The organism is Rhodococcus sp. AC861, assembly GCF_979256035.1.
On sequence record NZ_CEEDMW010000116.1, the window covers coordinates 1 to 234 of the forward strand.

Sequence of the window (234 nt, forward strand, 5' to 3'; positions counted from 1 at the left end):
CGCCATCTCGGCACGCTCGGACTCCACCTTGTTGTCGCAGGCGTGCCGACGCTGTCCGGGACGCGTCGGACCGCGGTCGATGGACGTCGTGTAGCCGACCAGATCGGTGGCGTGCGCCAACTCCTCGCGCACCGCCGGCGTGGTCCATGCGTCGGCGCCCGGGCCGAGTCCGACGACGACGACCTCACCCGACGGGGCCGGGTCGCGGACGACGTACGACGGACTCGAGACGAC

General features: G+C 72.2%; 1 pseudogene. It reads right to left on the minus strand.

The annotated features are described in order from the left end of the window. Window positions 1–234: pseudogene (locus tag AC0IX4_RS23375) on the minus strand (hypothetical protein); the annotation flags it as partial.